Here is a 24,138-nt window from a genome sequence, read left to right as displayed (position 1 = left end):
AGGAACATAGGTCATAAAAAGCAATGAGCACAATACATTAAATATACCTAAACTCAAAAAAACAGGTGCAGAAGAGCAAAATATCTACAACCAACCATAAACATATTATCTCAATGATTTAATATCCTCTCTATAATAATGAAATTGAATTCAAGGCAGAATATTTTTTTCAATACAAACTATAAGCCCAAGCATCTAGAGTAGAGAATATAACACGTTTTCTAAATTGGCAGTAATCATGGTAATAATACACCCGATGTAACTAAAACAATACATCCTCATGAATACAGTATACTTAAATTGTTATTTAACGTTCGATGAGCAACCGTTTCAAATATTCCCCATATTCAGTCTTCTTCAGACACTCAGCTTGGGCAGCAACACCCTCAGCTGATAGCCATTTATTACGCCAAGCTATCTCTTCCAAGCACGCGACTTTAAGTCCTTGACGTTTTTCAATTGTATGGATAAATTGGGAGGCTTCTATCATACTATCGTGCGTTCCAGTATCTAACCACGCAAAACCTCGGCCTAACAATTCAACTTGTAGTTCCCCTCGTTTCAAATACATCTGATTTAAGGTAGTAATCTCCAATTCTCCACGATCGGACGGCCGAACTTCTTTTGCCATGTCTACAACATTGTTATCGTAAAAATACAATCCTGTGACTGCCCAATCAGACTTAGGTTTCAAAGGTTTCTCTTCAAGAGATATCGCCTTAAAGTTTTTATCAAACTCCACCACACCAAATCGCTCTGGATCAAGTACTTTATAGCCAAAAACTGTCGCTCCGGAAGTTTTGACAGCCAGCTCTTCTAGTTTTTTACTAAAACTCTGACCAAAAAATATGTTATCACCTAATATTAATGCACAAGTATCATTTCCAATAAATTTCTCACCAATAATAAATGCTTGGGCCAAACCATCAGGTGATGGTTGCACAGCATACGAGAAATTAACACCAAATTTTGAACCATCACCAAGTAAACGTTGAAAAGCAGGTAGGTCTTCTGGCGTAGAAATAATAAGAATATCACGTATTCCAGAAAGCATCAGTACCGAAACAGGATAATAAATCATTGGTTTATCATAAATTGGTAATAGCTGTTTGGAAACACCTTGCGTAATTGGATAAAGACGCGTGCCAGAACCACCGGCTAGAACAATACCTTTCATTTTTTCACCTTATTATTTATTCAGACCAAGACGCTCACCTGCGTAAGAACCATCAAGCACACGTTGCCACCAGGTCTGATTGTTCAAATACCAATGCACCGTTTTTTCGATGCCGCTTTCAAATGTTTCTTGAGGTACCCATCCCAGCTCTCGCTGAATTTTTGAGGCATCAATAGCATAGCGTAAGTCATGACCTGGGCGGTCCGCAACAAAAGTAATCAACTCCGCGAAACTACTTATATTATTAGGCTTCTTCTCTAGAATACTGTCAAGAATAGAACAAATAGCAAGAACGACATCAATGTTTCTACGTTCATTATGCCCACCAATATTATAGGTTTCTCCACTCTTTCCTTTTGTCGCGACTGTATATAATGCTCGGGCGTGATCTTCAACATACAACCAGTCGCGAATTTGCTCGCCATTACCATAAACAGGTAGAGGTTTACCAGCCAAAGCATTCAGGATCGTCAACGGAATTAGCTTCTCGGGAAAGTGATATGGCCCATAATTGTTGGAGCAATTAGTTATTACGACAGGCAAACCATAAGTTCTGTTCCAGGCACGCACTAAATGATCGCTACCAGCTTTAGAGGCAGAATATGGACTACTTGGCGCATATGATGTTTCCTCTGTAAAGAGGGCATCTGTACCATCAAGGTCACCATAAACTTCGTCTGTAGATATATGATGAAACCGGAATATATTTTTCATAGAAGTATCCAGGGAAGACCAGTAATTACGTGCAGCTTCTAATAAAATGAAAGTACCGACCAAGTTGGTTTGAATAAAAGCTGCCGGTCCATCAATAGAGCGGTCTACATGGCTCTCAGCGGCAAGATGCATCACTATATCTGGTTGGAATTCGCTGAATTGCGTTGCAACGGCTATTGCATCAGTAATATCTGTGCAAGAAAAAGAGTAGCGCTCGTTATCTACGACAGAAGACAAGGATTCTAGGTTCCCTGCATAAGTCAGACTGTCTAAGACCCGCACCTCGTCCTGAGTATTATCAATGATATTACGTACAACAGCAGACCCAATAAAACCAGCGCCACCAGTAACAAGAATTTTCATATTTACTTACCTAGATTATCTATATCAAATGTAAACAAAAATAGAGCATAACATAGTAGACACTATAAAATCGCATACGTATCTATAAATCTTATAAAAATATTGTACTTCATGTTTGATGGTCAAATAAGTTATTCATTATAACGCCTTCCTTTTCATCAAATTCACCAACAAGCCTCTCTTTTTAAAGAAAAATAGCATCAATACTACTACCCAGTAATATTTCAAATACATGCTGTAATTTCGCCCCCAGAGAGCCTCTACCATCGCACCAAAAACACACAGAAAGGTAAAAAAATATAAGTCTAAGCGCGGCATTTTTTTCCAACTGAGTATTGAAAATTCAGTTCGAAAAACAAGAAAAAACCAAAAAGTTAAGCAAGTACTGACTGCCGCACCAGAGGCTCCATACTTGGGAACCATTACATAGTTTAATACAAGGTTAATACCCAATGCTAATAATGATGCAAGCATAGAATAAGACGTTTTTTTACTAATACCAATTCCAACTACCGTAGTTTCCGATAGTGTATATAGCAAAGGATATCCCAAGCATGCTAACAGAATAAACTTAACATCAGCATAAGTAGTAGGTATGAAAAAATCCACAAGCCAAGAAAATAATCCTGCGATACAAAATACAGTTACAACAACCAATAATATATATTGCGATGCTTTATTAACTAACTTAATACTTTCTTCATCATCATTAGATATTTTATACACCATTGGTGCCCAAAGCGTGGAGAAAATATTCTGTATTATACTTGCAGCATTTGCAAAACTTATAGCTACAGAAAATATAGCCAACTGTTCGAATGTTGACAAACTGCGTAAAAAAATGCGATCCATGGCAGTTACGCCCCAAAAGGCTATCCCCCCCCATATTAATGGGAAACCGAAAAAAAACATATCCTTCAATTTTTGATAGTCAACCTTTGAAGAGATTGCTGCTATCCAGTCTTTTTTTGTAATTAATAAAATCACAAGTAAAGTAGATAAAAAGCCGAAAAGGTTAGCCCATAACAATTGGGGAAAATCATGTTTCTCCCAAAAAAAATAAAAAAATAGAAAACAACCAATAACGACAAGCTTTGGAATCAGCTGACTTAATGAAAAATAAACACCACGTCCTTCCATTCTAAGAACAAGTGATAAAAACCTCAAACTAAAGTTGATAATAATAATAAAAATTGATAAAAAACCAATCTCGGAAGAATCAACCCCAAATAGCAATGAGGATAAATAGCCTGGCTTTATAAGGAATACTGCAGCTGTAAGCAGTATTAATAACAACCCTGGAATCACTGATATCTTGAGTAACTTGGCTTTATCTTCACTTTCATGATACTGGCGAACGTACGCCTGATCTAGCCCCAAACAATAAATTAAAACAGAGAAAGATATAGCTACATTCAACATTCCAAAACGGCCAACATCTTCAGGAGAATATAACCAAGTCATCAATGGCAAAGTAACGAACCCTAAAAAAGCTGCCCCTACTGGCCCAATTGCGAATGATAAAATAACTTTAAGTTTCAATACCTCCCCCTTACTTGTTCATCAGAGTATATATAATTTTTTTTGTTTTTTTCAATAATGTGGAATTTGACCACAAGCTCTCAACTATAGTCCTATTATTCACAACTTCTAATTGAGATAAAGGAGAAAACAAAAGCTGGGGATTATTTTCAAGCTCCTGAACTGAAAAAACTGTCACTCCGTTTCTTTTAAGATATATAAAAGTTGGGTTTTCTTCACGAATAAACACCTTCGCTCCCATATAAAGCATGCTTATTATATTACCAACCCCCTGCTGTCTCACGTGATTCATAATAACAAATCCACATGAACTAATTTTATTCATGTAATCATCAATAGGCATGAATTTGAGTAGAACATCAGCATGCTCACCAAGCAATTCATTTGCCATTCTACCAATTTTTTCTCCATATATTTTATCACCATAGTTAAGTGGGATGATAAACTTCCTTCCCTGTAAGTTTATATTCCTTAGCGTACGAAAAATCTCCAGGTGGTTATTCGTATTAGTTGCACTATTCCCTACTAATACATTATTACCAATAGCACCGACATCATCGGAGCTAGAAACATAGTAAGACAAATCTTTTTCAGCAGGGCTATAATTCCAGTCGACTTGTTCAGGAAAAGATTTCCACGCGCGACAATTTCTTAAAGTCTGATATTCATCTTGTAATACAGGCGAGAAATACTGTATTTTTTCAATAACCCGAGACTGTCTCCATCTCGGGTAGAGAATTGCATCCTTGAGGATTTGTGTTAAGTTTCTTTTTTGGGACTCCTCTTTATAAAAAGAATAGGTATCTTGAAGCAACCATTTTTCATCGCCACCAATTAAATCATAATAATCATATCCCCATCCCAACCATACAATGGGGATATTTTTATCTAATCTCTCGATTGTTCTATACCAAATTTTGGCCAATGCATGAACAACTACTATATCAAAGTGACCAATATCTGAAAAATTGACTCCTAAAAGTGACTCTTTGGCTCCGACACAGATATCAACTGGTCTTTTAATATGTACTATAGGTTTCCCTTTATTGTATACACAAAGTGAATTCTGTTCAGGGAAGGCTATTTCGAAAATATTAACCGCTCGGTCTATAAACTTCTCATCTGTACAAAGATGTAATATATTTATCTTTTCCATCATTAAATTTTTGCTTTTTTTAGCATCTCTTCAAGATGCAATAAATCTTTTTTTCGCTCTTTTAGAGGACGTGCCGGCGTCCCTCCATATATGAGAAAAGCCTGGCAATCAGTATTAACTAAACTTAGCGCTCCTATAGCAACACCGTCCTCAATATTTACGCCAGGTAGCACGACACTACCGCAACCAATTATGACATGTTTCCCTATGAAAACATCTGCATGCAATACACGAGTATACTCTTCACTAACTGTTGGATTAGTCATAAACTCGCCACTATAATCATCATTGCTGCTATAAATCGCAACTCTAGATGATACATTAGCAAAATCAGAAAGGGTAACCTTCCCTGCACCAATAATTGAACTATTAATCGCTAAATGAATATTGTTTCCAATAAGAATGCCGCCTTCTCCTGCTGATAGAACGCAAAAGTCGTCGATCCTCACATTATTACCTATCGAAATTTTCTTGCAATTATATAAAGATGCTTTTTTGGAAATTTTAACATTATTGCCAATTTCACAAAATCCTAAGCCGGCCAATTCAGCATTTGTATAATATGCCATTACGCCCCCCATACCAGTGAAATTACTCGCTCTTGATCTTCTTTTGTCAATGTAGGATATATTGGCAGACAAAGAACCTTACGTGCTATTTCATTGGCAACAGGAAGATTTTCCTTAGATGCTGACTTCATTCCTTTATACATTGAAAAATCGCTAATCAAAGGATAGAAATAACGGCGGGAATACACGTTATTTTCCTTCAAAAAATCATAGAGTTCCTCTCTATTCATGCGGAAATCATCCTCTACTAAAATAGGGAAGTATGCATAGTTAGCATTCACTTGTCCTGATTGAGGTACTACAGTAATTCCTTTTAATTCAGAGAAAGCCTCGCGATATCTTTCATCAATTTCTTTGCGACGTAAGATGGTATCATCAACATATTTAAGTTGTAGCAAACCAAATGCTGCATTAATTTCGCTCATCTTACCATTGATGCCGGGAGCTACAACAGTTGTCTCATCGACAATTCCGAAGTTTTTGAGGTTATTAATTCTTGTCTTTGTTTTCTGATCTGGACAAATAATAGCACCACCTTCAAAAGTATTAAAAACTTTTGTAGCATGAAAACTGATGGCACTTAAATCGCCATGTCTAAGTATACTCCCCCCCTTATCAGTCACACCAAATGCATGAGCTGCATCATAAATAACCTTTAAATTATAGTTGTCGGCGATTTCCTGAATACGCTCTACATCACAAGGATTACCATAACAATGCACCGGCATGATTGCTGTTGTTTGAGGTGTAATTGCAGCTTCAATTTTTTCCGGATCAATGTTTAATGTAACCGGATCTATATCTACAAAGATAGGTTTAATTCCATGCCATAATAAAGAATGTGCAGTTGCGACAAATGAATATGGTGTAGTTATTACTTCCCCCGTAATCCTAAGCGCCTGCAGAGCGGTAAGAAGCGCGATAGTTCCATTATTAAACAAGGCAATTTCATTTACTCCCAAATGATGACAAAGCTCTTTTTCTAGATCTTGGTGCATAGGGCCACCATTCGTCAGAACTTTATTCTCCCAAATATTCTCCAAATACGGAATAAATTCATTCAGTTCTGGAAGATAAGGTTGTGTTACATATATATTCTTGTTTTTCATATAGTTTTCGTCTTTATGTTAATTTTTAAGTTAATGACCAGCAAGTACTTTGACAAAAGTATCTTGCTGAGTTTTTTTTACTGAATTTAACTAGAAATTACTCAAGGTAACTAAGTATTTCTTTGGTTTTGTTTTCCATAAGTACTTTATCCGCTTTCGACTCCACGTTCAGACGAACGACTGGTTCTGTATTAGATGTACGCAAGTTAAATCGCCATTCAGGGTATTGGATACTTATGCCATCTATAGTATTTACTTCCACCGCTCCTGGCTCATATCGAGCTCGAATACGTGAAATAGAATCCGCAGCATTGATCAATTTACGGTTAATTTCTCCGGAAGCAGGAAAAGCTGCTTGTCGATCGGAAACTAGCGACTTCAGGGAGCTTTTTTTCAGGCATAATAACTCCGCCACCAATAACCACGGGATCATACCACTGTCGCAATACGAAAAATCACGGAAGTAATGATGTGCACTCATTTCCCCCCCATAAATTGCATCCTCCTGACGCATTCTCTCCTTAATAAATGCATGCCCCGTCTTAGACATTACTGGTATTCCACCACAGCGATTCACTATATCGACCGTATTCCATGTCAAGCGGGGATCATGGATAATTTTTGCGCCAGGTTGTTTCTGTAGAAATGCTTCTGCTAGCAGGCCAACAATGTAATACCCCTCAATAAATTCCGCCTCGTTATCGAAAAGAAAGCAACGATCAAAATCACCGTCAAAAGCGATACCCATATCTGCTCGATGATCACGAACCGCGTCAGCTGTATCTTTACGGCATTCGGGGAGCAAGGGGTTGGGAATACCATTCGGGAAATTACCATCCGCTTGATGATGTACCTTCACAAAAGTCACAGGGGAACCAGCTGATAAGAAGCGTTTTTCAATTTCATCAATAACGTGACCCGCAGCACCATTACCAGAATTAACAATCAATTTAAGAGGACGGGTAAAATTAGCCAAGTTTATGTAGCCCATCAAGTGATCAACATATTCTTTTAAGATAGAAATATGACGCAAGGTACCGCGACAATCCTTATCTACAGGCCCAAACCGATTCTCTTCTGCAAGACGCTGAATATCACGCAGTCCCGTATCACCACTGATTGGCTTCGCATCTTCACGTACCAACTTCATCCCATTATAATTCATTGGATTATGGCTGGCTGTAACCTCAATGCCCCCATCGACACCAAGATGAAAAGTAGCAAAATAAATCTCCTCAGTCCCGCTTACGCCAATATCAAGCACATCAGTACCAGCATCCATTAAGCCATGGGCTAAAGCTAATTTTAGAGCTTCACTGGTTAAGCGTACGTCACCACCAACTACAACCTGCTTTGGCTTGAGTAACTCGCCATAAGCGCGGCCAATCCGATATGCGATATCTTCATTGAGTTCTTCGCCCAACTCCCCACGAATATCATAGGCCTTAAAGCATGTTAACTGTTTCATTTTTCCATTTGTCCCTAAAAATTAGCAACGACCATACTGATCTTTAATCCGGATAATATCATCCTCACCAAGATAAGAACCCGACTGAATTTCGAGCACTTCCAGTGGAATACGACCAGGGTTTTCCAAACAGTGCTCTGCTCCAATAGGTATAAATGTTGACTGATTTTCTGTCAGGAGAAACCGTTTCCCATTTACGGTCACTTGGCCCGTACCGGTTAGAATAACCCAATGCTCTGCTCGATGATGATGCATCTGCATAGATAAAGCTCCGCCAGGTTTGACGGTAATACGGTTCACGTTAAAACGAGGAGTCTGTACAACTACATCACTTCTCCCCCATGGTCGATATATTTCTCGATGCCGTTTGTATTCGCTACGCTGGTTCTGCTTGAGATATTCCACCGCCTTCTTCACGTCCTGAGAGCGATCTTTGTCCATAACTAACACAGCATCTTTAGTACTGACTATCACCAAATTGTCTACACCGATTGCTGCAACCAATCGTTCATCACTATTTATGTAACAATTTTCACTATCATGAATCCATGTATCGCCATTAAGCACATTCCCCTGTGCATCTTTAAGACTGACATCCCATAAAGCCGACCAGGAACCTACATCGTTCCATTCAGCATCTAAACCTATAACTACCGCATCGGCAGTCTTTTCCATCACTGCATAGTCAACTGATTCATCAGGACATTCGCAAAATTTATCATACGGTACACTGATGAAATCATTACTTATATCAGCAGCGTTGACCGCGGATGTGCAAGCCGCAAGAATATCAGGTCGGAACTTCTCTAATTCTGATAAATATTTTTTTGCGCGGAACATAAACATACCACTATTCCAGTAGTACTCACCTGAGGCTAAATAGGCTTCAGCGCGTTCCTGATCGGGTTTCTCAACGAAGCGAGCTACCTGATAAGGTGTATGTTCGCTATCCGTAAGTGCATTACCTCGCTGAATATAACCATAACCAGTCTCGGCCATATTCGGAACAATACCGAAGGTAACCAGGTGTCCTTCTTCTGCGTATTTCTCCGCCACATTGATAGCATCATGGAACAAAGGTGCATTATTAATGACATGGTCTGCTGCTAATACCAGCATTAATGGATCTTCACCGTGTCTGGTCGCCTGTAGCGCAGCTAATGCAATAGCAGGAGCAGTGTTACGTCCCACGGGCTCAAGAATAATATTACTTGATAACTTATTCAGCTGACGCAATTGCTCAGCAACCAAAAAGCGATGTTCATCATTGCAAATGACCATTGGTTCATGAATGTCCAGCCCAGATAAACGAGTTATAGTTTCCTGCAGCATTGATTTCTGTCCATACAAACGCAGAAACTGTTTTGGGTATAGTTCACGAGACATTGGCCAAAGACGACTACCTGTTCCACCGGCCATAATTACAGGAAGTAACATGTTAATATTCCTTAAAAAGTATTGAGCTCTATGCGCAATGGCAAATTAGATTGAGTATAATTTCATATTTTCAAAATTCATCCCCACCTCTTTGGGTACGAAATCAACTATGTATTACAAATCGAAACTTGCAGGTTAGTATTTAAAAAACATCATCATATACGTTTAAGCAATAGCAAATTGCCAAAGCTAATCTTTATAGACCTTAACATCCTAAACCTTAAATTTAAGCTCGATTTATTACTTAAATGAAGTATGCCGTATTAAGTTTATAAATGCTTCTTGAAAAAATTGTACCCAGGGGAAACTTATCGTTCAATCACCGCATCAATAAACTTATTTGTTATATTTTCCACTGAATAACGACGAGCATTTATTCTCGCTTTCATCCTGTAATCATATAATTTTGCATCATCAAGTAGAATAACCTGCTTCATTATCTTGACCCATGATTCTATAAGATGCGGTTGCGGAACATAAATTGCACTATCACCCATAGTTTCTCTCAAAACAGGGATATCTGATGCTATAACTAGTTTACCATGATACTGAGCCTCTATAGGCGTTCTTCCAAATCCTTCATGCAGCGACGGCATGATAAAAAAATCACATGATGAAAGATAAAACTCAAGGTTCTGGTTATCAGCAAAATCAATGATTTTATATTCCAATGCGGAATCGGAAAGTATTGCCAATAATTCCTCTCGATTCTCTTCAACAATAGGCTTACCTATTTTAGTAAATCTTATATTATTATCGCGACCTAACTCAGCTAGAGCACTAACAGCTACATTAAGATTCTTACGAGCTTCTTCACTACCCACATACAAAAATGAAATGATATGCTCTTTAGTTGCAGCATTATTTCCCGGCATTCCAGAATCAATTACATTTGAAAAATCGAAGGAGTTTGGAATAACTACACGAACTTTTCCCTTTGCCTTTCCTGATGATTGAAAAGTTGTTAGGTATGCTTGCCTGCTGAATTCACTTGGGAAAACAATAGTTCTGGAGAAAGTAGTGAACAGCATAACTATCTTCATATAGAAATACTTCAACTTTTCTATGAGCGAATCGGCTGAATTTTCTTCAGGTACATGATGAAATATTAGCACGGCTCTTTTTTTGAACAAATCACAAAATGGAATCAAAAAAGAGTAGGCTTCTTCATATAGAATCACATGTCTATATTTATACGAGAACAACATTAAATAAATAGGTAAGTATATAAACTGATATAAATACCTCATGACGGAGCGGGATTTAAAAGGGATATATAAAACATCATCAATATATCCTTTGCTTGATAGCCCTTTAATTAAGTTAGTGCTGTAAAGACCAATGCCTGATAATTTTTTGTCGCGGGGCCCCAACACCCAAAGATTTTTTTTATTACGCATTGTTCCCCCGCAAAAACTCAAGAAAATTATCGCTTACAATATCCTCAGAATAAATTTTATCAATTACTTCATAAGCAGCTGAACTTATGTTTCTAATCAAAGGGTCATCAGAATCAATTTGGCTTATTTTCAAAATACTCTGAACATAATCTTCATCGCTTTCACAGAGAAGATAATGAATATTCTCTGTGATAGGAATACCTTCAGCCCCAATACTATTTGTCATTACAAGAGTTCTACACTGCATAGCCTCGATTATTTTAATTTTTATTCCTGTGCCAAAGGAAAAAGGCGATATAAGACATTTAGCCTGAAATAACTTCTCATGTAAATCCTCTACCCTCCCGCATAATTTGACATTGCCGATACCATTACATATAACCATTGCCCGCTGGTCATAGTCACCATAAACGTTAATACTTATGTTCTTAACTCTATCATCTGAAAAAATTCTTACAATGTTTTTTAGACAAGACAAATTATGGTTAGATTTTAAATTCCCAACAAATATTAAATCGTCCAACTTTCTATCTAACGCTCTATGAGTCAAACCATTTGGTAGACAAGGCGGATTGTCATAAATCTTACCAGGGTATCTAATTCTACTCTTAAAATCATTAGCTTCAAGTTTAGAAGTAAAGGAAAATCGATGAAACTTTGTAGAAAGAAAATTCTCCCTTTCAAAAATCTTTCTTTCTTCATATTTTAATAAAAAATCCTTAAGCAAAATTGCGACTTTAGAAAACACGACGGGATATTTACTAGCATAAGTACCAAGGAGATTAAAGTTATCGCTATGGATATCCCTCATTCGTTTATATCTAGTACTTAGTAAGTCATCATACTCTAACAACTTCACTGGGAAATTAATATTTTCCACTAAATGTGCCATTCTCACCATATCGACCAAGACGAGATCGAAGTTCCCAGACGCTAATTCTTTCTCTATAGCTTTGCTTTGCTTTTCAGAATAAAAAAGACATTCCTGTATGGAAAGTTGTCTTCTTGACAGCAAATTAAAGAGAAAAGTTTTTGTATCTACTTTCTTTAACGGAAATAACTCAACATTGCTTAATAATGAATCTCTTTTTATTTCACTTTCTTTGATTTTGCCATCATCATAGTATGCCAATTTCACTTTAAAACCATTATTAAGCATGATCTTTATATTTTGCTTAAGAATATACTCTCTTCCAGAGTAACCAATTGGTAGTCTCGATACCAAATAAAAAATATTATTCAAAATATCCTCTCACGTCAAACTTAATACTTGGAATATAGCAAACCTAAATCTGTTAGCGTACCGTCAGAATTTATCAAAACATCATATCTCAAATCGCAACTCTCTGATGTATTATTCTTGGGAGAAAACCAACTATATTTTTCAACATACTGTTGGCTATTAAGGAACTCCAGGGCGTTCCGGAGAAAATCAGACACCTTCCTTTGATTCTCAAGAGAGTTATCTGAACATGGAATACGAATACCAAATTCAGTAATCCATAAATTACTTTTATACTTATTATGGATATATAAAACATCTCTTTTGAATTTATTTATATCAGGCAAGCCGTACCAATGCATAGCAACAGCATTCATTGGTTTAGAATTGAAAGACATTGAATTAAAATTTGTAAGCCAGTTATTCCATGGATTTTGCGGAGCTGGACTAATAACCTTAATATTCTGCAACTTATTCATTACATTTTTGAATAAGCTAGCCGCCTCCTCCGGGCTGATAGATTTAGTCAGCGCTCCCGACACATCAGGCTCATTAAAAAGTAATACATAAGGATATGAGGTTACCGCATTGATATTTTTCAGTGTTTTCTTATTACCAAGCATTGGCACATATAATATCCCATGAGGCATACCCCGCTCTGGATAGATCCCCCAATTATAGTACCACTGCACATTAAGTTTTTTAAAGCCTGTTGTGTATCCCTTATTCAAACTATTTCCCGGTATAACGCCAAGGCCTTTTTTTTCACTATATGCAAAAGCTTTTGATGAATTAACAGCACATATAAAACTTAATAAACACCACAAAAATATAGTTTTACGTCGCATAATTATTAATCCAACTCAAGTAATAGAAAAGTTGATCACTGTACCAAGGGTAATACATCCAAATATTAAAATCCTCAGCAATCCCACCATTCAAACGCCCAGGAACAAGCAAGCTAAATAAAATAAAGAATATCAACAAAAGATGAACATATCCGATTTGTTTCTTGAATGCCCCATATATGCACAATGGGAAAAGAAAACCGGGTATAACTAGAAAGAATCTACTCGCATTTGGTAATAGCAATAGTGGAATTGTATACACACTACCCCAAAAACAAAACTTAGCCATTTTAAACAGCCAATCATTATCACTAATAACTTGACTATTACTTTTAATTAAATTCCACCTAACCAGTACGAGCAAAAGTATTATATAAAAAAACTTACCATTCTTTACCGCGTCTACAATTGAATTTTTCGCAGCAGTTTCATAATAGACCAATTTACTACCAAAAAAAGATAAATGTAGTGCATCAAATAAAGATATTAATATTGAAGGTTTAAATGTCAAAATTGATACCATTATCATAAAAGTCATAGCACCAATTAAGATGTATAGCGTTCGCCCCCTAGAGAACATTAAATAGAAAACAAAAATAAAAAGTGAACTAGTGTGGAAGGTTATCGATAACACTAAAAGAAATATGGCTTTCTTCTTGCTATTATCCTCCCACAAAAAAATGGCCATCAACATTAAGGGTGTTGCTATTTCTTGCCTTAAAAACTGTGATAGAAACCCCACTTGCAAAAATGACAATGATATTGCCAGTATTAACCCCTTGTGCTTTGAAGGAATTTTAGGTAGTAAAAAGTGCAATATCCAAATGAGATACAAAGATGTTGATAATATTACGGAGAATAGCAAAACTATTCTCGGTTTTAAATCAGGAATGAACTGTAGGAGAAAGTGCATATATGCACCATAGCCAATCTCAACACCCATCCAAGTACCAAAAATACCGTACCCTTCTTTTTGTGATGCGACTATAGTCATATATATACCTGTCAAGTCATCACTTGCTGAGATTCCAATCTCTCTGGAAGTTACTGTAAATATAATCATTAAAATAGCAATGATAGAAAGTAAATTCCGAAAAAGCTTAACATCCGAAAATTTAGTCGCTAATAAAGCAATTGCCATCCAAAAAGCTATATGAGGACTTATGCAGACACCTACAGCCAGAAATAATAATAATATTGCAGGACAAATAAGATGCGTAAAACTATTAAAGTTTTCATAGCCTGTTTTATATGTTATCATAATGTTAAATTTATTCTATTTATTCAGTGGATAATAACATTTTCAATTTATTCACTTTATATGACCAACTATGTTCCTGTAGGTCAATTTGATAGTTGGTCCCATTACTTTCTTTTGCAAGATTGTATTTTTGAATAAGATCCTCATTATCATTATACTTAAACAGTGGCCCTGATTTTTTATATTTTTCTTCAACATCGACTGCACCATATACAACAACCAAGCCACATGATATGTACTCCCATAGCTTCATTGGACTTCTTCCCCTATTCAGATCATTATTTTTAAGGAGTAATAAACCGATACAATGTTTTTTCAACAATGAAGGTGTATGCTGATAATCAACTGCCCCGAAAAAAGTAACATTGCTTCGATTTTTAGATATTAACTGAACTTGTTGTTGATACTCTTGCGCTATCGGCCCATAGATATCAAACTTATCGTCAGGGTACTCATTTGCTAAATAATTGAGAGCATCAAAATCAAAGCGCTTATCTAGGGCTCCAATATAGATAGCATCCCGTCTGTTATCGGGAGTATTTTCATTATTAAATATGCTATCGTCATATCCGTTGCTCAGAACTTCCAATATTTTTTTATCTTTTATCAACATTTCATAGTTAGTCTTTAAATAGTGCATCACTACTTCTGATGTTGCAATAACCCCATCACACTTTGTAAGAATATCTTTTTCATAATAATTAATCTTATCACCATCCATCAACTCATAAATATCTGTTGGACGATAAATCAGACTGCTATGTGGAATGACATTAACGTACGGTGAGAAGTATGGTGAATCACATATAATCACGTCATACTTTTTTTCATTATTATGCAAACTCAACTTTAAAAAAAATCTATTAATTGCGATTATGAATTTATTATTTTTAAGCGTTATCGGGAATAGAAAAAACGATTTGAAATCTAATACATTTTTTTTTAGTTGTTCAACACCATCTGTCGACTTTCCTGATAATTTATGAAGCAGTGTATATGGGAAGCCAAGATACTCAACTTCACAATCATTACTTAGTCCATTCGCATAGTGGTGGCTTCCAATTTTGAAATTGGAAATTCTGCGAGTATGGCTTAATATTAAAATTCTCATTTTAATCCTTTTAGTAGTTTAATATGCACCATCTTTTTTGAGAACAACACCAATAGTTTTAAATAATATAGCTATATCGTTCCACATCGACCAATTCTTTACATACCATGCATCAAGATAAACACGAGTATCATAGTCAACATCACTGCGTCCACTTACCTGCCAAAGTCCAGTCATTCCTGGTTTACTCAGCAAATAGTAATCTACCTCATCATTATATCTTTCCAGCTCTGCAGTAATGATTGGTCTTGGCCCCACCAGACTCATTTCACCTTTGAGTACATTAAATAATTGTGGAAGTTCATCCAGACTTGTTCTACGCAGGAAATGTCCAATCTTGGTTATGCGTGGGTCGTTTTTTAATTTAAATGTTGCATCCCATTCTAATTTTGCAACCGGGTCAGTTTCCAGCAAATTCTCTAATACCTCCTTCGAGTTTACAACCATAGAGCGAAACTTGAGACATTTAAATGGTTTTCCATCTTTACCAACTCGTACATGTCCGTAAATAGCTGCACCGCCATCCTGTCGAACCTTTTTACTGATATAAATAAGTAAAGGAGAAAGTAAAATAATAATACCTAAGGAACCGACAATATCAAATGATCGTTTAACAATACGAGAAGACCATTTGGCCAAATTTTGCTGTACTCGAAAGATCATAACTTCATGGCTAAATATAAATGACATATCCGTGCTGTCTAATGGCATCCCACGTAAAGTTGGAATTACAGAGACATATCGAAAACCACGAATCATAAATTGACGCAACCAGTTATTACGCATTTCACCTTCATGAGCTTCGACAGCGACGATGAATTGAGTTCGTTTATCAATAGTTGCAAGCCACATATCGTCAGGTTTAATTACTGGGATACCATCAATAGCATTGATAGCTTCTTCTCTACTAGAAATAAACCCAACAATCTTTAGCCCTAAATTATTTTCGCTCTTGATTGCTTTATATGCATCCTGTGCATTTTTTTCATCACCAATAATCCATGTATCCCGCATCCACAATCCGCATGCGTTAAGTACATATTTAACTGACATTCGAGCCAAAGGGCAAAGAGCTGCGGCAAAAATCCAAGTAACTAGCCATACATAACGTGAAAAATACCATTTTGCAAATGCAATTACCGCTATTTCAATGACGGCAAAAATTATTAATGTTCGTAAAATTTCTTTTAATTCAAACCAAAAAGTTTTACGATAAAAATAGTGACGAAGTCGTACTCCATACCAAAGCACACAGCATACACCTAACAACCAATGTAGGCCGATCCATCCTTCAATCTGGTCTTCGGGAACCCTCAAGTTATAATCTTCAAGGGTGATTGATAATACCCCTAATGCTAAATATAGTGATAACGTAAAGCTGGCAAAATCAGCCAGCGCCAATGCGACGCTACAACCTAAATTTCTTGAAAAATAAGACATAATTCCCTCATCTACGGCTCGGGTCAATAAAAAGGCAGGTTACTTTGAGAGATATTAAAGGACTCTGTATATTACAGAGTCCAATAAAAGTTAGTCATTTTTCTTATCGGAATAGGAATAGCCGTAGTGACTATATCCATACCCATAATAACTACTAGCTTTTTTCATGACCCCATTGAGAATACAACCTTTTATTTGAACACCGCTCTGTTCAAAACGCCGCATACTAACTTCAATTTCTTTAGTGGTATTCGCCTCAAACCTAGCAACAAGTAAACAAGTCCCCACATATCTCCCAATTATCGCAGCATCTGTAACCGCAAGAATTGGAGGTGTATCGATGATGACTAGATCATATTGTTGCTCCGCCCATTTCAATAACCCTTCAAAACGAGGATGCATCAATAACTCTGCTGGGTTTGGCGGGATTTGACCACGGCCAATATAATCAAATTCTCCAGCAGCAACTTTTTCAATGACAGCTTCGACTGGTGCTTGTCCAGACAGGATATCTGAAAGCCCTTTATCTAATTTACGGCCAAAAATCTTATGAACGTATCCTTTCCGCAAGTCTGCATCTATGAATAGTACTCTCTTACCAGTTAAAGCAATTGTCGCAGCCAAGTTACTACTAATAAAGGTTTTTCCGGCATTTGGACTAGCACCTGAAATCATTAGAATGTTATTTTTTGCTTCCATCATGGCGAAGTGTAAGCTGGTTCGTAAGCTACGAATTGCCTCTACGGCCAAGTCTGCAGGGTTTTCTACTGCAAGCAATGTGTCAGACTGATTTTTACGTAACTGAGCGGATTTACGATTATTCTTCGAATGCCATTCGGAAATAGGAACACTCGCATAAACGTTAATGCCGATTTCTTCCAATTGTTCAGGCGACTCAATCCCACGGCGTAGAAAAACACGCAGCAATACCAAGCCAACCGCGATAAATAATCCCAATACCAGCCCAACTGCAATTATCATCAATTTTTGTGGCTTAACCGGTTTTGGTTCAGTTACTGCATTATCAATAATTCGAACGTTGCCGATTGCACTTGATTTAGCAATACTTAATTCCTGCTGTCGATTAAGTAATTGCATGTATACTGCGCGACCAGACTCAACATCACGACTTAAGCGGAGTACTTCTTGCTGAGTCGATGGCATACCACTTACTCTCTTATTTAACTTGCCCTTTTCCTGCTGCAAGATATTCCTTTTCTCCATCAAGGCTTTATAAGTGGGGTGCTCTTTCGTATATAACTGAGAGATTTCGGCTTCACGGAAAGTTAGCTCGTTAAGTTGATTATCAACATTTACTATCTGATCCAGCACAGATTTTGCTTCCATATTCAAATCTACTGAATCTTTTTGTCTACGGTAAGCATTCAATTTGTCTTCAGCAATATCCAAATCGTTGCGCACTACTGGCAACTGCTGATTCAGAAAATCAAGACTCTTCGCATCTTGTGCCGCTTGTCGAGCAATGTTTTGTGCTAAGTAATTCTGACTTATGCTATCAAGAATTTGAGAAATTAAATCAGGATTATCTCCAGTTAACGTTAGCGTCAACATCCCTGTGTCTTTACCCTGATCGGAGACATTGAATATTCTCTGAAGATCAGCAATAGCCTTTAGCTTTGTAAATTGTCGAATGATAAACTGATCTCCTGGTTCTGCATCAATTGCATTAACCTGAAGGGATATACCATGTTCATTTAGCAGTGTTCCTACAGTACCATTAGCGGTGAAGTCTTTTCCATCTACCTGATAGTGTTGTTTATCTTTCACCGTGATCATGATATTTGGCACTTCGTCATCATCAGTATTACTTGGTAAGTAAAGACGGCTAACAGTGACCGTCTTTGGTTTCTCACCCATTATTCTTGCAATACCACGGCCAACCAGTGGAAAATACTTTTGTGTCACTTGGGCTTGTAGGTTCAGATCGTCAACGGTCTTGCCAAGAATCATTCGTGATTGTAAAAGAGCAATTTCTGGCGCCGATTGCGGTTGGCTATCTGGCAACATTTGACTAATATTGCTCAAAATTGCATTACCCTGCTTCTGTTCTACCTGGATTAATGCGTCCGACTGGTAGATTGGAGTAGCTAGCAATGCATAGAGAATCGCCAATAGTGTGAATACGGCGGTTACAGAAATGATTAATTTACGATGATCGATTAATTCACCTAGAAGGCGCCCCAAGTCAATTTCATCGGAGTCCGGCGTTGCCGGTTTATTAGTTGTGGCTGAAGTCATGCAATATTTCCCTGAAAATTATCCACCTAGCTTGGCAGCCCAAGACTGGCTTGCTAGCTCAATTAGCTGGTACACCGAATTAAACGCTTCGTCACTTTTGCGGTAAGGGTCAGGAATCTCTTTACCATTGAGCCAATGACCAAAAAGCATCGTTTTACCCCGCACTTCTGGAGCAATTCGGCTCACCTGTTCCAAATGACTAACCTCCATTACCAACAACAGATCATACTGTCGTCCAAGTGCAGAGGTAAATTGAGTTCCTTTGTGACCAGCCAGAGAAACACCGTGTTTCTCTGCAACCCGGATAGCAGAAGCATCTGCTTCATGGTTGACTAAAGCCCCAACCCCAGCAGAATCAATTCTTTTTTCTGGCAATGCCCTTCGTAGCAGGCGTTCACCGATTGGTGAGCGGCAAATATTGCCAGTACAAATAACCAGTATTGAATCAAACATTAGTTATGGCCACGTTTTGATATAGCGAGTAGTTTCGGTTAGATCATGTACCCCTGTGATTGTGGGCACAAGTTGGGAAATAACTCTATTCCAGCGAACCAATGGCGCAGTAGTAACATAGACGATATCATATGGCTGTAACTGGAATTCAGTACCCAATACCATGGCTGACGCATCCTTGGCATTAAGTTGGTAAATATTAGCTATCTTCCCCTGCTTATCCCCTTTCACTTGGCGAATCACGAAGACCCCTGACGCATCACTCATTGATTGAGAAATACCTTCAGCATTACCCAATGCTTCCGCTAACGTCATACCGCTACGATCCATTTTCAGAGTACTTTGTTTGCCAACTTCGCCCATCACAAAGACTTTTAGATCATCGTTACGTGGAACAAATAAAATATCCCCGGGATAGAGCAATTGGTTTTGAGACAGATCACCTTTCTGCATCAATGCGTACAATGAAATTTTTGTGTCTTTGCCATTGTGCGTGAGCACAACATTACGCCAGTCCGCATCAGGCGCCAAGCCACCAGCCGCATTAATTGCGTCCATAACCGTCAAAGGGATGTTAGTTATTGGTTGCTGACCGGACTTCGCAACTTCACCGGTCACATATACTTTTTGCGAACGGAATGCTGCAACACTGACATCAACTTGCGGGCTTTCAATATAGGTTGCCAGACGTCCCATGATAATTTGACGTACTTCACTTAAAGTTTTACCAGCAACCTGAACTTTACCTATGTAAGGATAGAAAATACTACCATCAGAGTTAACCCAGTTCCCCGTATCGCTCGCACTGCGATACTGCCCCGCAGGTGTCGTTAATTCTGGATGATCCCATACTGTAACCATTAGTACATCGCCTACACCTATATGGTATTCATAACTTTTCAGCAAACTATCTAGTTGTGGGTTCGAACGCGCTATAACCTGTGCTGGGCGAAGTTTATCGATAAGACCTGGAGTCATAGGATAAACATTGACCAGTTTATCAATATCATAATCACTATCAGGTAATTCCACCACATTCTTGCGCAGATCATTTAACCCCTGGCCTGGAATGATTGTGCAGCCGGATAACAAACCAACGACTAAGGCCACAGCCGAAAATTTAACAATTTTATTCTTCATAATGTCATATCATCAATAAACCAAAATTTGCCCAATTGCCGAATGCAGCTCAAATCACTCTGTACAGTACTTACACATGCGTTCGTCACCATACGTCTTTTAGCAGCATTCAGTTATAAATTAAATGGAATTTCTATCCCTGCGCTGGCACCGACATCGTCGCTATCGCTACTATCGGCATTGGTGTACCAAAGATTAGTGTTCAAGCGAACAGATTTATAAACATCACCACTCCAGCCCAACTGTATTCCTTTTAATGTATCTGAGTTCTGAAAAGCTTTATTAATACTCTGGTTTTCCGGGTTAACTTTCGCGTAAACCAGGCGGGTACTCCAGCGCTGATTATCTTCAGTAACCAATTCAACCTTACCCGCAAACAGCTGCCCATCACCTCCCATGGCATCGCCTAACGGATAGCCTTGCTGGTAATAGCCATCTTTATATATATGATGCTGGTAACTGTAGTTTGTACGACTCATATTAGTACGTGTGTCATGTACTTCCACATACCAGTTAACCGCATCTTTACCCCAACCATGATGACCTTCGATACCGCCAAGATACATATTCGCGGAAGGTAAGAATCCTGATTCATCTTCGCCAATCATTTGGCCGTAGAAACTGATCGGCCATCCCAGAGTGGGCTCAAGTTTGAATTTGAAATCAAAACCTGCAAGCTGGTTGCCTGGTTCATTTGGATCATTTGATGAAGTATTGTCTTTACCCGTAAACCCATCCCAGAAACTGCTAAACGATTCTGGCCGCCCTTCCCCACCCCACTGCATAATACGTGAAGCGCCAAGCTCAAGTGACTGAAAAGGGGTGAAAGTAAGACGACCACCGAGGATCTTAGCATGAGGCACAGCCGTATACTGGTTCATCTGGCTGGCGGAAATTTGATACTGCCACGGACCAATCCAGCGTAGCCACCATGTCTCCGGAGCAGCTTGCTCTGCGCGCTGCATTAAAAAACCGGTCATCGGTCTGGCTGCATCTCCGCGGATCAGGCTGCCTTCATAACCAGGCCCCCACCATTGCGGCACCTGACCAAATGATAACCACTGGTTCCAGAATTTGACGGCACCATATGCGCCATTGGCATTAAAACGTGAACCGTTGCTAATACGTTCGCCGCCTTCAACATTGCCCTGCAGATGCACATCCCACCACTCACCGCTGTTATTAAAAGCGAGAGAGAGCGAGTTATCTGCCGGCTGGCTTTGGCCAAAGCCCTGTGGCGTGCCTGGTTGGTCAGTCGACGTATAGCCGCTAACGCGAAAATCCGCCTTAAGATTAGAAAGCCGCTGATTGATACGTGCCAGTACGACTTGTTCAGAGGAATATGAAGGTTTTGCTTTTTTCAACGCTCGAGTGATTTCTTCCTGACTGAGCGGCCAGGTGGAAAGACTGAGATGAATGACCCCACGATCGGAAAGCCATGCCAGATCGTTACGGAGTTCATTATCATTTTGCACCAATCCAGCTGCATATACCTGTGAGCTAACTGATGCAACCAGACCCAAAGCAAGTGCGATACGAGCAATTTTCATCATTGTTCAAGTTCCATTTACGAGTCCCTTCCCACCAGGTGGGTACGGCAATGGGGATTTTTAAGAATCAGGAGCTTATGAGTTCGACAAGCCTATTTTTTACAACAGCGATCCATTGCCTCGATAGACAACATCCTCAAAGTACGAGCGGTTTGCTGTAAACGGATGTGAACTTAACGCATTCATAATGTAAGCGATATTGGTTGCCAAGGCTACTTTCACGGCCTCAATAATGTGCACATGATCAGAAGTTGATGACGTAGCTCGGCGTAGGGCTGATTTACTCAGGCCTTTTCAATACGAGGAGGACCGTGGAACTGGATACGCTACCGCCCTTGGCTTAACAGCTACCAACGCACTGTACCTCTTATCCAGCAATTTTCTTTACGTCCTGTTGTTGCTTAATTAACCACAACTATTATTTTTACCGCCCCGAGTTTACGAGATTCTTCCTGCAAATGGCAGTATAAATTTAACCACACAGACCTGTTAAGATGTTATTTTTTCATTTTCCCCGGCAGGATTTCATCCGTTAATAAGATTATTTAATGGATTCTTTCCCCATCCGACATGATATTACCATTGCAACAGTATGGATACGTAACTACATGATTTTAAAGAAAATAAAATAATCCGTATGTTTAATGCAATAAAACAACCATAGAGCAGTCAACTACAAAATATGATAGCCATCTTTACCCACTTCGTTTATGGGTTCCAGAAAGATAACTCTGATTTCCGAAATTCCGTTTTGATTTAAGAATCATCCTATCTGTAATATCATGATAGTTCGTGCTTTCAAGTATCCTGTTAACATTATTATGTTTCATCTTTATGAAAGCCACGATTCTATTATCCCTTCATTGTCCACAGGCTAGCTATTTATCATACCAATCAGCCCAGCTGATAATGTACAGCTTTGCCGAATTGCATGATTAATATATATGCTTATGCAGATCGGCTCTGGTGAACGGTTTGTCAAATGGGCCGATCATGGTTGCAACTTCCCCCAGCAGCGATTGTGTTGGCGCTTTAGCCCCGGTGTTTAACAGCACGAGGGGAATGATTACCATGCTCAGCGCTCCTGCCCATGAGATCTGCGCAGTGCGCGATGAATGCGTACGCCATTGCAACAGCAGAAAAATCAAACTCCCGCAGGCTCCGAGGATAAATCCACTCACTACTTCCGATACCGAATGTGCATGAATCATCAAACGGGAATAGCCAACTATGGCAGCAAGGACATAACCTACGAATACGGCGCTACAGCGGACGGAGAAAGGCGCCCGTGAGGTTAACAGCCATAAAAGGATTGGCCAAAAAGCGGTCGAAAGTGCGGTATGTCCGCTGAAACCGGTAAAATCGATTTCCCGTATGCCAATACCCCAGCCCATAAAAGCCAGCTTTGAAATACACACGACAGTACCCGTAATGCCAAAAAGCAACGCCCATTGCCAGGCCAGCGTCCGGGATGCTTTACGCAGCGCCAGCACCGCAAACAGCACCACTGCACTAGGCAGTAGCACGGTACTATCACCAAAAAAAGAGACTAATTGCCAGTTCATTTACGCTTCATCCTTTGACGATACATCCCTTTTCCCTGTATCTTATCCATGATCTCCCTATGGGCATACTCATCCATTAACATTACGTTTTTAAGCATGTATCACCGTTGTTTAATGGGTAAACATGATCTCAGTCAAGTTTTATTTCGCATCGCTAGCTTTTGTTGCGTAAATTTCGTTAAGAAAGCTCATACTAAGCAACTATCAGCTAAGCATTATTTTGACTCATCTGACCAAATGCCCGGCTCACGCCCTGCCAATCATCGATAAGCCATCAAATCCACATACTTGATAAGATTCAACTGAGATGAAAATCTCATTGCATTTACTGCACCGAATGACGAAAAACCTCGG

General features: G+C 38.6%; 19 protein-coding genes. All 19 read right to left on the bottom strand.

Annotation, left to right across the window (positions count from 1 at the left end; all coding sequences use genetic code 11):
• Window positions 1-307: 307 nt before the first annotated feature.
• Window positions 308-1,177: a glucose-1-phosphate thymidylyltransferase RfbA gene (rfbA, locus tag ABLV07_RS04395; protein WP_126027216.1), complete on the bottom strand. Its 870-nt coding sequence runs from the start codon at window positions 1,175-1,177 to the stop codon at window positions 308-310.
• Between the two features lie 12 nt (window positions 1,178-1,189).
• Window positions 1,190-2,254, bottom strand: a complete 1,065-nt coding sequence (rfbB, locus tag ABLV07_RS04390; protein WP_348853553.1) for a dTDP-glucose 4,6-dehydratase — start codon at window positions 2,252-2,254, stop codon at window positions 1,190-1,192.
• A gap of 138 nt (window positions 2,255-2,392) precedes the next feature.
• Entirely contained in the window at window positions 2,393-3,796 is a 1,404-nt protein-coding gene (locus tag ABLV07_RS04385) for an oligosaccharide flippase family protein (protein ID WP_213199933.1), read from the bottom strand.
• 10 nt (window positions 3,797-3,806) lie between these two features.
• Window positions 3,807-4,955, bottom strand: coding sequence for a TDP-N-acetylfucosamine:lipid II N-acetylfucosaminyltransferase (locus tag ABLV07_RS04380; RefSeq protein WP_126027213.1), 1,149 nt, complete (start codon window positions 4,953-4,955; stop codon window positions 3,807-3,809).
• Window positions 4,955-5,521: an acyltransferase gene (locus tag ABLV07_RS04375; protein ID WP_126027212.1), complete on the bottom strand. Its 567-nt coding sequence runs from the start codon at window positions 5,519-5,521 to the stop codon at window positions 4,955-4,957. The genes ABLV07_RS04380 and ABLV07_RS04375 overlap by 1 nt, the downstream gene beginning before the upstream one ends.
• Window positions 5,521-6,630 (bottom strand): DegT/DnrJ/EryC1/StrS family aminotransferase, encoded by a 1,110-nt coding sequence (locus ABLV07_RS04370; RefSeq protein WP_126027211.1) that lies wholly within the window; start codon window positions 6,628-6,630, stop codon window positions 5,521-5,523. The genes ABLV07_RS04375 and ABLV07_RS04370 overlap by 1 nt, the downstream gene beginning before the upstream one ends.
• Before the next feature lie 97 nt (window positions 6,631-6,727).
• Window positions 6,728-8,098 (bottom strand): O9 family phosphomannomutase RfbK, encoded by a 1,371-nt coding sequence (gene rfbK, locus ABLV07_RS04365; RefSeq protein ID WP_126027210.1) that lies wholly within the window; start codon window positions 8,096-8,098, stop codon window positions 6,728-6,730.
• A gap of 21 nt (window positions 8,099-8,119) precedes the next feature.
• Window positions 8,120-9,535 (bottom strand): mannose-1-phosphate guanylyltransferase/mannose-6-phosphate isomerase, encoded by a 1,416-nt coding sequence (locus tag ABLV07_RS04360; protein WP_126027209.1) that lies wholly within the window; start codon window positions 9,533-9,535, stop codon window positions 8,120-8,122.
• Between the two features lie 308 nt (window positions 9,536-9,843).
• Entirely contained in the window at window positions 9,844-10,935 is a 1,092-nt protein-coding gene (locus ABLV07_RS04355; RefSeq protein ID WP_213199932.1) for a glycosyltransferase, read from the bottom strand.
• A complete protein-coding gene (locus ABLV07_RS04350) occupies window positions 10,928-12,178 on the bottom strand; it encodes a glycosyltransferase (RefSeq protein ID WP_213199931.1) in 1,251 nt (416 codons plus the stop codon). The genes ABLV07_RS04355 and ABLV07_RS04350 overlap by 8 nt, the downstream gene beginning before the upstream one ends.
• A gap of 20 nt (window positions 12,179-12,198) precedes the next feature.
• On the bottom strand, window positions 12,199-13,005 hold the full coding sequence (locus ABLV07_RS04345; RefSeq protein WP_213199930.1) for a glycosyl hydrolase: 807 nt from the start codon (window positions 13,003-13,005) through the stop codon (window positions 12,199-12,201).
• Complete coding sequence (locus ABLV07_RS04340) at window positions 12,995-14,266, bottom strand: EpsG family protein (RefSeq protein WP_213199929.1); 1,272 nt, start codon at window positions 14,264-14,266, stop codon at window positions 12,995-12,997. The genes ABLV07_RS04345 and ABLV07_RS04340 overlap by 11 nt, the downstream gene beginning before the upstream one ends.
• 19 nt (window positions 14,267-14,285) lie before the next feature.
• On the bottom strand, window positions 14,286-15,377 hold the full coding sequence (locus ABLV07_RS04335) for a glycosyltransferase (protein WP_213199928.1): 1,092 nt from the start codon (window positions 15,375-15,377) through the stop codon (window positions 14,286-14,288).
• Window positions 15,378-15,395: 18 nt separating this feature from the next.
• On the bottom strand, window positions 15,396-16,817 hold the full coding sequence (gene wbaP, locus ABLV07_RS04330) for an undecaprenyl-phosphate galactose phosphotransferase WbaP (RefSeq protein ID WP_230132853.1): 1,422 nt from the start codon (window positions 16,815-16,817) through the stop codon (window positions 15,396-15,398).
• A 90-nt stretch (window positions 16,818-16,907) separates the two neighbouring features.
• Entirely contained in the window at window positions 16,908-19,076 is a 2,169-nt protein-coding gene (locus ABLV07_RS04325) for a polysaccharide biosynthesis tyrosine autokinase (RefSeq protein ID WP_126027645.1), read from the bottom strand.
• A gap of 18 nt (window positions 19,077-19,094) precedes the next feature.
• Entirely contained in the window at window positions 19,095-19,529 is a 435-nt protein-coding gene (locus ABLV07_RS04320) for a protein tyrosine phosphatase (RefSeq protein ID WP_126027646.1), read from the bottom strand.
• Window positions 19,530-19,532: 3 nt separating this feature from the next.
• Window positions 19,533-20,669 carry a polysaccharide export protein gene (locus ABLV07_RS04315; protein WP_213199926.1) on the bottom strand — a complete coding sequence of 379 codons (1,137 nt, stop codon included), beginning with the start codon at window positions 20,667-20,669 and terminating at the stop codon, window positions 19,533-19,535.
• 113 nt (window positions 20,670-20,782) lie between these two features.
• Window positions 20,783-22,222: a capsule assembly Wzi family protein gene (locus ABLV07_RS04310; protein WP_213199925.1), complete on the bottom strand. Its 1,440-nt coding sequence runs from the start codon at window positions 22,220-22,222 to the stop codon at window positions 20,783-20,785.
• Window positions 22,223-23,154: 932 nt separating this feature from the next.
• Complete coding sequence (locus ABLV07_RS04305; protein ID WP_230132852.1) at window positions 23,155-23,784, bottom strand: phosphatase PAP2 family protein; 630 nt, start codon at window positions 23,782-23,784, stop codon at window positions 23,155-23,157.
• Window positions 23,785-24,138 lie beyond the last annotated feature (354 nt).

Source organism: Klebsiella sp. CN_Kp097 (genome assembly GCF_040064495.1).
Taxonomy (GTDB): Bacteria; Pseudomonadota; Gammaproteobacteria; order Enterobacterales; family Enterobacteriaceae; genus Klebsiella; species Klebsiella aerogenes.
This window is presented reverse-complemented; position numbering and strand designations above follow the sequence as displayed.

Bases quoted from the DNA above. Each gene is read 5' to 3' on its own strand.
- rfbA (WP_126027216.1), bottom strand. From the start codon at position 1,177: ATGAAAGGTATTGTTCTAGCCGGTGGTTCTGGCACGCGTCTTTATCCA.
- rfbB (WP_348853553.1), bottom strand. From the start codon at position 2,254: ATGAAAATTCTTGTTACTGGTGGCGCTGGTTTTATTGGGTCTGCTGTT.
- ABLV07_RS04380 (WP_126027213.1), bottom strand. From the start codon at position 4,955: ATGATGGAAAAGATAAATATATTACATCTTTGTACAGATGAGAAGTTT.
- ABLV07_RS04375 (WP_126027212.1), bottom strand. From the start codon at position 5,521: ATGGCATATTATACAAATGCTGAATTGGCCGGCTTAGGATTTTGTGAA.
- ABLV07_RS04370 (WP_126027211.1), bottom strand. From the start codon at position 6,630: ATGAAAAACAAGAATATATATGTAACACAACCTTATCTTCCAGAACTG.
- rfbK (WP_126027210.1), bottom strand. From the start codon at position 8,098: ATGAAACAGTTAACATGCTTTAAGGCCTATGATATTCGTGGGGAGTTG.
- ABLV07_RS04360 (WP_126027209.1), bottom strand. From the start codon at position 9,535: ATGTTACTTCCTGTAATTATGGCCGGTGGAACAGGTAGTCGTCTTTGG.
- ABLV07_RS04355 (WP_213199932.1), bottom strand. From the start codon at position 10,935: ATGCGTAATAAAAAAAATCTTTGGGTGTTGGGGCCCCGCGACAAAAAA.
- ABLV07_RS04345 (WP_213199930.1), bottom strand. From the start codon at position 13,005: ATGCGACGTAAAACTATATTTTTGTGGTGTTTATTAAGTTTTATATGT.
- ABLV07_RS04340 (WP_213199929.1), bottom strand. From the start codon at position 14,266: ATGATAACATATAAAACAGGCTATGAAAACTTTAATAGTTTTACGCAT.
- ABLV07_RS04335 (WP_213199928.1), bottom strand. From the start codon at position 15,377: ATGAGAATTTTAATATTAAGCCATACTCGCAGAATTTCCAATTTCAAA.
- wbaP (WP_230132853.1), bottom strand. From the start codon at position 16,817: ATGTCTTATTTTTCAAGAAATTTAGGTTGTAGCGTCGCATTGGCGCTG.
- ABLV07_RS04325 (WP_126027645.1), bottom strand. From the start codon at position 19,076: ATGACTTCAGCCACAACTAATAAACCGGCAACGCCGGACTCCGATGAA.
- ABLV07_RS04320 (WP_126027646.1), bottom strand. From the start codon at position 19,529: ATGTTTGATTCAATACTGGTTATTTGTACTGGCAATATTTGCCGCTCA.
- ABLV07_RS04315 (WP_213199926.1), bottom strand. From the start codon at position 20,669: ATGAAGAATAAAATTGTTAAATTTTCGGCTGTGGCCTTAGTCGTTGGT.
- ABLV07_RS04310 (WP_213199925.1), bottom strand. From the start codon at position 22,222: ATGATGAAAATTGCTCGTATCGCACTTGCTTTGGGTCTGGTTGCATCA.
- ABLV07_RS04305 (WP_230132852.1), bottom strand. From the start codon at position 23,784: ATGAACTGGCAATTAGTCTCTTTTTTTGGTGATAGTACCGTGCTACTG.